Origin of the sequence: Mycobacterium pinniadriaticum, assembly GCF_026242045.1 — a bacterium.
Lineage (GTDB): Bacteria > Actinomycetota > Actinomycetes > Mycobacteriales > Mycobacteriaceae > Mycobacterium > Mycobacterium pinniadriaticum.
Genome location: NZ_JAPJDO010000021.1, coordinates 101,750 through 112,087 on the forward strand (window position 1 = coordinate 101,750; position 10,338 = coordinate 112,087).

Annotated in this window: 9 protein-coding genes; 5 read left to right on the top strand and 4 right to left on the bottom strand. The window is 66.3% G+C overall.

Annotation, left to right across the window (positions count from 1 at the left end; genetic code table 11):
* The first annotated feature begins 107 nt into the window (after window positions 1-107).
* Together pta and ORI27_RS21245 are read left to right on the top strand one after the other, a co-directional pair.
* Window positions 108-2,177: a phosphate acetyltransferase gene (gene pta, locus ORI27_RS21240; protein WP_265998920.1), complete on the top strand. Its 2,070-nt coding sequence runs from the start codon at window positions 108-110 to the stop codon at window positions 2,175-2,177.
* Window positions 2,177-3,364, top strand: a complete 1,188-nt coding sequence (locus ORI27_RS21245; protein WP_265998919.1) for an acetate kinase — start codon at window positions 2,177-2,179, stop codon at window positions 3,362-3,364. The genes pta and ORI27_RS21245 overlap by 1 nt, the downstream gene beginning before the upstream one ends.
* Here ORI27_RS21245 and ORI27_RS21250 read toward each other — a convergent pair.
* On the bottom strand, window positions 3,361-4,020 hold the full coding sequence (locus tag ORI27_RS21250) for a DUF899 domain-containing protein (RefSeq protein ID WP_265999010.1): 660 nt from the start codon (window positions 4,018-4,020) through the stop codon (window positions 3,361-3,363). The two genes, ORI27_RS21245 and ORI27_RS21250, sit on opposite strands and share 4 nt — an antisense overlap.
* A gap of 158 nt (window positions 4,021-4,178) precedes the next feature.
* Here ORI27_RS21250 and ORI27_RS21255 point away from each other — a divergent pair, with 158 nt between their 5' ends.
* On the top strand, window positions 4,179-4,517 hold the full coding sequence (locus ORI27_RS21255; RefSeq protein WP_265998918.1) for an ArsR/SmtB family transcription factor: 339 nt from the start codon (window positions 4,179-4,181) through the stop codon (window positions 4,515-4,517).
* A complete protein-coding gene (locus ORI27_RS21260) occupies window positions 4,514-4,948 on the top strand; it encodes an SRPBCC family protein (RefSeq protein WP_265998917.1) in 435 nt (144 codons plus the stop codon). The genes ORI27_RS21255 and ORI27_RS21260 overlap by 4 nt, the downstream gene beginning before the upstream one ends.
* 17 nt (window positions 4,949-4,965) lie before the next feature.
* Here the strand turns inward: ORI27_RS21260 and ORI27_RS21265 are convergent, their stop codons facing one another.
* The 3 genes from ORI27_RS21265 to glnX are packed head-to-tail and all read right to left on the bottom strand — an operon-like array spanning window position 4,966 to window position 9,499.
* Entirely contained in the window at window positions 4,966-7,215 is a 2,250-nt protein-coding gene (locus ORI27_RS21265; protein WP_265998916.1) for a serine/threonine-protein kinase PknG, read from the bottom strand.
* A complete protein-coding gene (locus ORI27_RS21270) occupies window positions 7,215-8,183 on the bottom strand; it encodes a glutamate ABC transporter substrate-binding protein (protein WP_265998915.1) in 969 nt (322 codons plus the stop codon). The genes ORI27_RS21265 and ORI27_RS21270 overlap by 1 nt, the downstream gene beginning before the upstream one ends.
* A complete protein-coding gene (gene glnX / locus ORI27_RS21275) occupies window positions 8,180-9,499 on the bottom strand; it encodes a protein kinase G-activating protein GlnX (protein ID WP_265998914.1) in 1,320 nt (439 codons plus the stop codon). Before glnX ends, ORI27_RS21270 begins: the two co-directional genes overlap by 4 nt.
* A gap of 150 nt (window positions 9,500-9,649) precedes the next feature.
* Here glnX and ORI27_RS21280 point away from each other — a divergent pair, with 150 nt between their 5' ends.
* Window positions 9,650-10,231 (top strand): NUDIX hydrolase, encoded by a 582-nt coding sequence (locus ORI27_RS21280; protein ID WP_265998913.1) that lies wholly within the window; start codon window positions 9,650-9,652, stop codon window positions 10,229-10,231.
* Window positions 10,232-10,338 lie beyond the last annotated feature (107 nt).

Sequence of the window (10,338 nt, forward strand, 5' to 3'; positions counted from 1 at the left end):
TCAATCTGTTGTTTATTTAGCTGAGCGCCCGGAAACGGCGGTAAAGGGGAACATGGCCGGGAGGTATCCGGGTGTCGGATCGATCCGGGTTGCGGAAAGCTGTTGGGGTGACCGCCGCCCGCACCACGTCGATCTACATCGCTTCGCCCGAGGGTGACACCGGTAAGTCCACCGTTGCGCTCGGCATCCTGCACCGGCTGACCGCCATGGTGCCCAGAGCGGGAGTGTTCCGCCCGATCACGCGGCGAGAGAATCGCGACTACATCCTGGAGTTGCTGCTGGCGCACAGCAACGCCGGCCTGACCTACGAGGACTGTGTCGGGGTCACCTATCAGCGGCTGCATGCCGATCCCGACGGCGCGATCGCAGACATCGTCGACCGGTATCACGAGGTGGCCGCGCGGTGCGATGCGGTGGTCATCGTCGGATCGGACTACACCGACGTGGCCACACCCACCGAACTGAGCGTGAACGCCCGTATCGCGGCCAACCTGGGCGCGCCGGTATTGCTGTCAGTGCGCGCCCGCGACCGTACTCCCAAGGAGGTCGCCCTCGTCATCGAGCTGTGTCTGGCCGAGCTGGCCGCACAGCACGCGCACACGGCGGCGGTGGTGGCCAACCGCGCGGATCCGGCTCAGCTGGACGCGGTCGCCGAAGCCTGCGCGGACCTGGGGCCGCGCGTCTACGTCTTGCCCGAAGAACCCCTACTGGTGGCTCCGACCGTCGACGATCTGCGCCATGCGGCCCACGGGGTCTTGGTGCACGGCGACGCGTCGCTGCTGGGCCGTGAGGTGATGGGTGTACTCGTGGCGGGTATGACGGCCGAGCACTGTCTGGAGCGGCTGACCGAGGGTGTCGCCGTCATCACCCCGGGCGACCGATCCGATGTGGTGCTGGCCGTCACCAGCGCGCACGCCGCCGAGAATTTCCCGTCGCTGTCGGCGGTCATTCTCAACGGCGGGCTGCCGCTGCACCGATCGATCGCCGAACTGGTGACCGGGCTGGGCCTGCGGGTGCCGGTCATCGCCACCGATCTCGGCACGTTCGAAACCGCCAGCGCGGTGGCTGGCGTCCGGGGGCGGGTCACCGCGACCTCGACGCGCAAGATCGACACGGCGATTGCGCTGATGGAACGCTACGTCGACATCGGCGAGATGCTGGACCGGCTGAGTGTGCCGATGCCGACGGTCACCACGCCGCAGATGTTCACCTACCAGCTGATGGAGCGGGCCCGGGCCGATCGCAAGCGCATCGTCCTGCCCGAGGGGGAGGACGACCGCATCCTGCGAGCGGCGGGGCGGCTGCTGCTGCGCGGCGTCGCCGACCTGACCATCCTGGGTGATGAGGGCCGAGTGCGCTCTCGTGCAGCCGAACTCGGCGTCGACCTGAGCGCGGCCACCGTGCTGAATCCGCGCGAGAGCCACCTGTGTGGCGAGTTCGCGGCGCAATATGCCGAGCTCCGAAAGAAGAAGGGAGTGACGCTGGAGCAAGCCCGCGAGATCATGCATGACGTGTCGTACTTCGGAACGATGTTGGTGCACAACGGCATTGTCGACGGCATGGTGTCCGGCGCCGCGCACACGACGGCGCACACCGTGCGGCCCGCTTTCGAGATCATCAAGACCCGGCCGGACGTCTCCACGGTGTCGAGCATTTTTCTGATGTGTCTGGCCGACCGGGTCCTGGCCTACGGGGACTGCGCGATCGTGCCGGATCCGACGGCCGAGGAGCTCGCTGACATCGCGATCAGCTCCGCGCGCACCGCCGCGCAGTTCGGTATCGACCCGCGGGTGGCGATGCTGTCCTACTCCACCGGGGACTCGGGCAGCGGTAGCGGTGTCGAGAAGGTCAGGGCCGCGACCGAATTGGTACGTAGCCGGGCGCCAGAGCTGTTGGTGGAGGGGCCGATCCAGTACGACGCCGCCGTCGACGCGGAGGTCGCCGCAGCCAAGATGCCGGGGTCGCAGGTGGCCGGCCGGGCGACTGTGCTGATCTTCCCGGACCTCAACACCGGCAACAACACCTACAAGGCGGTGCAGCGCAGCGCGGGTGCCATTGCGATCGGTCCCGTGTTGCAGGGACTCAACAAGCCCGTCAACGACCTGTCCCGGGGGGCACTCGTCGAGGACATCGTCAACACGGTCGCGATCACCGCGATCCAGGCTCAGGAAGCGTGATGTCAGATACCGTCCTGGTGCTCAACTCCGGTTCGTCGTCACTGAAGTATCAACTGTTGCAACCCGATACCGCCGCTTCGCTGGCGCACGGGATCGTCGAGCGGATCGGCGAGGAGGCTTCGACGGCGACGTTGGTGTCGGGTAACAGCGAGATCCGCCGTGACGGTCGGATCGCCGACCACGAGGCTGCCTTGCGCACCGCGTTCGATCTGTTCGCCGAGGCCGGCCAAGACCTGGATGCGATGGGGCTGGTCGCCGTCGGCCACCGGGTGGTCCACGGCGGTCAGGACTTGTACCGTCCCACCGTCGTCGACGATGCGCTGGTGGCCAAGCTGCAGGAGCTCGCGCCGTTGGCGCCGCTGCACAATCCGCCCGCCGTCCTGGGTATCGAAGTCGCTCGCCGGGTGCTGCCAGAGCTACCGCATGTCGCGGTTTTCGACACCGCCTTCTTCCACGACCTGCCCGCCGCCGCGGCGACCTACGCGATCGACCGGGAACTGGCCGACCGCTGGCAGATTCGCCGCTACGGTTTCCACGGCACGTCGAATCAGTACGTCAGCCAGCAGGCCGCGCAATTCCTCGGCGCTCCGATGGAATCGCTCAACCAGATCGTGCTGCACCTGGGCAACGGCGCTTCGGCGTCGGCCATCGCCGGCGGCCGCCCGGTCGACACCTCGATGGGTCTCACACCGATGGAGGGCCTGGTGATGGGAACACGCTCCGGTGATATCGACCCGGGCGTGCTGGTGTACCTGTGGCGCACCGCCGGGATGGATGTCGAGGAGATCGAGACAATGCTCAACCGGCACTCCGGGATGTACGGCCTGGGCGGTGAGATCGACTTCCGGGTCGTGCACAGTCGAATCGAATCCGGCGACCGAGCAGCGCAATTGGCATATGACGTGTACATCCATCGGCTGCGTAAGTACATCGGGGCCTACCTCGCGGTCCTCGGCCACACCGATGTGGTGACGTTCACCGCCGGAGTGGGCGAGCACGACGCGCAGGTGCGTCGCGACGCGCTGACCGGGCTGGCGCCGCTGGGCATCGAGCTGGACGAGCACCTCAACGACAGCCCGGCCAGGGGTGCGCGCCGTATCTCGGCCGACAAGTCGCCGACGACGGTGTTGGTGATCCCGACCAATGAGGAACTGGCGATCGCGCAGGCCTGCCTGACCGTCCTCTAACCTGGCGGCCGCGGGTCGTCGGGGTCAGGGTCGCCGAACCAACGCGATGGTGTGTGCTCAGCATAGTTGTCGTGCCAGTTCCACCATTCGTACGGCTTGCTCCGGGGATACCCCGGTGGCGAATCTTCCCAAGTCTCCTGGCGCCCCAGCGCAGTCATATCGAGGAAATGCCACGTGTTGACGAATATCTCGTCACCGCGATTGTCAATGAAGTAGGTGCGATAAATCCGGTCGCCGTCGCGGATGAACGCATTGGTGCCGTGCCAATCGTCGACCCCGAAGTCGACGTCGAATGCGCTGCCGGGGCGGGGCACCATGGTGTACCACGGGATGTCCCAACCCATCCGGGCCTTGATTCGCGCGATGTCGTCCTGCTCTCCACGGGAGGCGTAGACGAGGGTGGTGTCTCGAGCGTTCAGATGCGCGAGGTTGCCGATGTGATCCGCCATCAATGAACATCCGACACAACCGTGGTCGGGCCAGCCCCGCACCCCGGGGTCCATAAACGCCCGATATACGATCAGCTGGCGACGGCCGTCGAACAGGTCCAATAGGCTCATCGCGCCGTCAGGTCCGTCGAACTCGTAGGCCTTCTCGACCGGCGTCCAGGGCATTCGTCGTCGCAGCGCGGCCAGGGCGTCGCGGGCTCGCGTCAGCTAATTCTCCTTGACCAGCAGCTGCCGGCGGGCGGTCTCCCACTCCGGTGCCGACACGACGTGGGGTGTGTCCATCGATTTCCCCTTCGAGATCATTAAACATATGAGTTGAATATCTGAGTCCAGCGAACCACGGCGGCCGGTCTATAGTCAACAAGATGGTTGAAGATCAGGTTCTCGATCGCGCGTACGCCGCACTGGCCGACCCGACACGGCGGCATCTGATCGAGACGCTGCGCCAGGGCGACGCCCGGATCACCGATCTCGCGGCTCCACTGCCGATGACGTTCGCCGGGGTGTCCCGCCACATCGGCGTGCTGGAATCGGCCGGACTAATCCGGCGGGAGGTGCGCGGACGCGAACACTGGGTGTCAATGCGGTCGGAAGGCCTTGTCGCGGCCCAGCATTGGATCGATGAACAGACCAGATTCTGGTCGGTGCGCGCCGATGCCCTCGCGGACCGACTGCGCAGGCCGAGCAAGGGACAGGATCGATGAGTGAGACCGTGCGGGTCGTCGTCGCGCGAGTCATGCCTGCCAGGCCTGAAGTGGTGTTCGACCAATGGCTCGACCCGGAAGCACTCCAAGACTGGATGTGTCCGCGTCCGGTGCAGGTCCTCGACGTCACCGTCGATGCCCGAGTAGGCGGCACGGTGCGCTTCGACGTCGACAACTTGGGCAAGCGGGTGCTCATCAGCGGGCAATTCCTGGCCATCGAGCGACCGCATCTGCTGAAGTTCACCTGGAGCAACTCCAACTGGGAGGACCCGACGCAAGCCAGCGTGGTCAGCGTGACATTCGAGCCGGTCGGCGGTGACGAGACATTGATGTCCATCGAGCATTCCCTCTTGCCGCCAACCGAATTCGAGTCCTTCCACAGCGGCTGGAACGTCACATTCGACCAGCTCGCCACCAGATTGACTTACTGAGCCAGTCGGCCCATGTCCTAGAACGTGCTGGTGGGTCGCACATTGTTGGCCATGTCAACCAGCGCGTACCGGTGTGCCTGGCTGGTGGCCACCCGGGCCAGGCTGCGCAGTGAGGCCTCGACACCCAACCGCAGGCCGTGCTCGGTGAATGGGAAGCCGAGGATGTGATTCGTACTGGCCGTGTTCTCGCACATCCAGTCCATCGCCGTACCCAGCACCAGTGCGCGGATCTGCAGGACGCGCGGCTCGGAATCGGGCAGCGCCTCAACGCGGCGCGCGGCGTCACGGATCTGCTCTTCGGTGAGTTCGTGCGCTGACCGCCCGGACAGCAGCGTCACCGCGCTGGTCAACCGGGCGGTGGTGAAATGCCGTGACGCGGCTGGGACCTCGTCGAGCGTTCTCACCGCGGCCTCGCGGTCGCCCTCTACCGACTGCGCCCGGGCCAGGCCGAATCCCGCCGAGATCGAGTTGTTGTCGGTGTGCCAGACCGTTCGATAGAACGGCAGTTCGTCGGATGTCGCGGCCAACTCAGCTGTCGCCGCCAACGCCAGCTTGGGCGCCAACTCGCCGGGGAAGATGTCCAGGACCTCGGTGAAATGCTTTGTCGCCGAGTCATAGTCGCCGGTGAGTAACTCGGAGACCGCCTTGAACCAGATCAGCCGCCAGCGCCAGCCGACCCGCTCGGCGAGGTCGTCGAGTTTGCGGTTGGCCTTGGCGACATCGCCGAGGTCGAGCAGCGCGCGCACTTCCATCAGCGGCAGTTCCACCGAGTCCGTCAGGTCGACGCCCTCGGAATCGAGCACACCGTGCCGGGCCGCGCGCAACGAATCCAGGGTTTGCACCGGCTGCGACAGCACCGTGGCCGAGAGCACGGTGGCCGCGATATCGGTGGGATCCACCAGAGGAACCGGGAGCGCCGTAACGATTTCGGGTGCCGTCAGCTTCTCGGCGTGCGCCAGCCCGTCGAGATAGACATCGGTGTGTGCCACCAGCAACTCCACCCCGAACGTCGACCGGGTACGGGTGAACACGGTCGACAGGCCCGGGCGCGGTACGCCGGTGTCCTCGGCGACCACTTCGCGCAAGACACCCATCAGCTGGGCGGTCATCTCTTCGGAACTGACGAAACGGCGACGTGGGTCGGGGTCAATGGCCCGGCGCAGCAGCCGCGCGAACGAGTCGTACTTCTTGAGCACCGGATCGTCTTCGGGCAGGCCATCGACATAGCGGCCCTTGCGGGTTCGCAGATTCAATGTCAGCGCGGCCAGGGTTCGCCCGACCGTGTAGATGTCGCTGGCGATGGTCGGTCCGGTCCGCACGATCTCCGGCGCCTGGTATCCGGGCGTGCCGTAGAGGTAGCCGAAGGAATTTATTCGCGACACCGCACCGAGGTCGATCAGCTTCAGCTGCTCCTCGGTAACCATCACATTCTCCGGTTTGAGGTCGTTGTAGCACAACCCGATCGAATGCAGATAGCCCAGCGCGGGCAGGATCTCCAGTACGTAGGCGATTGCCTCCGATACCGGAAGCTTCTGGCCCTTGGGCAGTTTGAGGGACTTGCCGCCGACATACTCCATCACGATGTAGCCGATCGGCTCGCCGTGGGAGTCGGGATGCTCCACGAAATTGAAGATCTTCACGATCGAGGGGTGGACCACCTCGGCCAGGAACTGTCGTTCGGCCATCGCGATCGCCTGTGCCTCGGCATCTCCGGAGTGCACCAGGCCCTTGAGCACCACCGGGCGTTCGTTGACGTTGTGGTCGACCGCCAGGTACACCCAACCCAGCCCACCGTGGGCGACGCAGCCCTTGATCTCGTACTGGTCGGCCACCATGTCGCCGGGAACCAGTTGCGGGACGAACGAATACGGGCTGCCGCAGTGCGGGCACCACCCCTCCGAAGCGGCCTCCGAGTCTTTGGTCGAACGGCCGACGGGGCGGCCGCAGTTCCAGCAGAACCGCTTCGATTCGGCGACGACGGGATCGACCATCAACGCCGTCAACGGGTCGATCTCGGGGAAGCGGGGGATCTCCACCAATCCGCCACCCAGTCGACGGGTCGGGGAGAGCTTGCGGGCCACGGTGGGGTGGTGCATGGCCTCGGGCTCGGTGCCGACGCTGTCGATCAAATCCTCGTCGTCGAAGTTCGGGCGGTAGATCGCCTGAGTGGCCGACGGCCGCATCGTCGCGACCGAATCCATCGCGAGATCGTCCGACTGCGCCGGCTCGGTTCCGACGTCGCCGTCTGGCTGATCCGAGGTGTCCATCAGTCCAGATACCTCGGCGTCGGGGGAGCCGGCGCAGGACCCAGGACCGTCAACCACTTGCGGTAGAGGGTATTCCAGGTGCCGTCCCGGCGTATGCGCTCCAGGGTTCCGTTGACGAACCGCACCAGGCCGGTGTTGGCCAGGTTGATGCCGATCCCGTACGGCTCCCGAGCCATGTTCGGTCCGACGATGTGCAGATACGGGTCCTGGGCAACCAGCCCGGCCAGGATGGAGTCGTCGGTGCTGATCGCGTCGACCTCGCGTTGCTGCAACGCGACCAGGCAGTCGGCCCAACTCACCACCGTGACGATGATCGGTGGCGGCGCGATCTGGCGCACCCGGTCCAGGGAGGTGGTGCCCTCGGCGACGCACACCCGGCGCCCCGACAGGTCGGAGGCCTGCGAGATCGCCGACTCCCGCGGAGCCAGGATGCGTTGGTAGGCGATGAAATACGCCGTCGAGAAGTTCACCAGCTTGCGACGCTCGCAGGTGATGGTCATGGTCTTGACCACGATGTCGACGGTGTTGTTCTGCAACGCTGTGATCCGGTCAGCCGACGACAGGATCCGGTACTCGACCGCCGACGGGGTCCCGAAGATATCCCGGGCGACTTCCCCGGCGATGTCGACATCGAAGCCGGTGATCTCCCCGGTGATCGGATCGCGAAAGGAGAACAGATTGCTGCCGATATCCAGCCCGACGATCAGCCGGCCCCTGGCGCGAATCCCGGCCACCGCTGCGTCGGCCTCGGCCTTGGTGGGGAACGGTCTCAGGCTTGCGGTGAGGTCACAGTCGTTCTCGTTCGGATCCGGCGGTTGGGGCACCTCCGGAGGCAGTTCCCGCATCCCAGCGGGCGTCGGCGGGGCCAATGTCGGGACGGGCGGGGTCCCGATGTATTCGGTTTTGCCGCAGCCGCTGAGCGTGATCGCCACGGCGATCACGATGCTCAGGAGTGGGCGCGCTTTCATCTGTACTCGCTCAGTCTGGGCCATAGACCCAGCGCGACGGCCAGCGCCGCGCCGACCGAGAGCACCACGCCACCGACCGTGGTGCCCGACAGCACCCGGCGGGCGGACAGGATGTCATTGCGCAGCTGGGTGCGGCTCTCCCGGATACCGCTGGACAGCGCCGCGTCCAGCTTGTCGAAAGCCGGAGTCGAGTCGTCCTCGCCGGTACCCAGCGCCACCTGGGTGGCCGCCTGGTAGTTGCCGACCGAGATGTAGGCGTTGATCCGCTCGTCGGCCTGACGCCATTTCGTCAGCAGCTGGTCGGCGTTGGCAAGATCGCCCTTGGCGACCGCGTCATCGCGGGTGAGGTAGTCGGCGAGTTGTTTGTGCATGGTTTCGACGCGTTGGTAGTAGGACCGTTTGCGGACATCTTCGTCGCCCCGCCGGATCAGCGACAGCGTCTCGTCGGCGCGTGCCTGCTGGGCGGTGATCGCCAGGCTAGTCACTGTCTTCAGTGACTCGGCTGCGGTGTTCTTGGCCGCCCGGCTGCCCGCGGTGGAAACGATCAGCGCCGAACCCACCCAGATGATCATGACCACGATGGCCAGACCGCCGGCGATCAGTCCGACATTGATCCGGCGCTTGGTGCGGTCAGCCAGCCACCGGTGCCCGAACGCCCCGAACAACAGGGTGATGGCCACGATCATGATCACCGGCGCCGGGATCTGGGTCGAAGCCGTGGTCTCGGTGTCGACCCGCTCCGAGGTCTGGTCGTAGAGCCGTTGGGCGTCGGGCAGGATCTGTTGCTGCATCAGCGCCGACGCTTCCGAGAGGTAGGAGGAGCCGACCGGGTTGCCCATCCGGTTGTTGGTCCGTGCCGTTTCGATCAGGCCGGTGTAGACGGCGAGCTGCGCGTTGATCCGGCCCAGGAGCTGCACCTGGGGCTCGTCGGTGAGCCCACTGGAGGCCCGGGTCACGGCGACGGCGGCATCGGTGATCGCCTGCTCGTAGCGCTGCCGCACCGCACGCGGCTCCGAGCCGGCGATGAACGCGGTCGCGGCGGCGGCGTCGGCCACCGACAACGTGGTGTAGAGCTGGCCGGCCGCGAAGGACAGTGGCTCGGTGTGATTCAGGACGGTGGTCAGCTGGTTTTGCCGGTCGGTGATCGTGGTCGAGGTGGCGAAGGCGCTGAGGATGCCGAGAGTGGCGAGGATGACGCCGAGGGTCAGGATGCGTCCCGGCGTGGTGCGCAGGAACCACCACCGAGGATGAGCGGGCTGCGGCGGCGACCGATGCCCCAACGGCTCGGTCGACGGGTGTGCCAGCTCAACGGTCACCTCTCGAGGGCCTCATTCCTGTTGTCCGGATCAATTGCCGGCCTTCGCCGGGGTATCCGGCGCACTTCCTGAGACAATCCTAAGAGCTCCTGTGACAGATGGGGCGGGATCGACCGACCTACTCCGGCGTGGCGTGCTTATCCTGAACGCGTGCGAGGGGACGGCGACGGCTGGGTGGTATCCGATACCGGTACGCCCTACTGGGGACGGCACGGCGCCGCCGGTTTGTTGTTGAGGGCACCCCGCCCCGACGGTACCCCCGCCGTGTTGCTCCAGCACCGCGCCCCGTGGAGCCACCAGGGCGGCACCTGGGCGCTGCCCGGCGGAGCCCGCGACAGCCACGAAACCCCTGAGCAGGCGGCCGTCCGGGAGGCGCACGAGGAAGCCGGGCTGCGCGCCGAGCACGTGTGTGTCCGCGCCACCGTGGTGACGGCGGAGGTATCCGGCTCCGGAGGAGCCCACTGGAGCTACACCACCGTCGTCGCGGACGCCCCCGAACTGCTGAGCACCGTCGCGAACCGGGAGAGTTCCGAATTGCGCTGGGTGGCCGAAGACGAGGTGGTCGACCTGCCCCTGCATCCGGGCTTCGCCGCCAGCTGGGAGCGGCTGCGCATCACGACGATGCTGAGCTCACACGATCACGACGAATGTCTGCAGGCGGCGCCGCACACCGTAGAGATCCGGTCCGGGGTGTTCGCCTGGTGTACGTCGGCGGCGGCGGAAGTCGGCTAGGAGGCCGCTGAATAATCGGCGTGTCTCCTCGGTGTAGCGGCTTGAGCTGGGAAAATGGATTCATGCAAGGCATGGAGCGGCCGGATCGGGAACTGTTGGACGCCCGG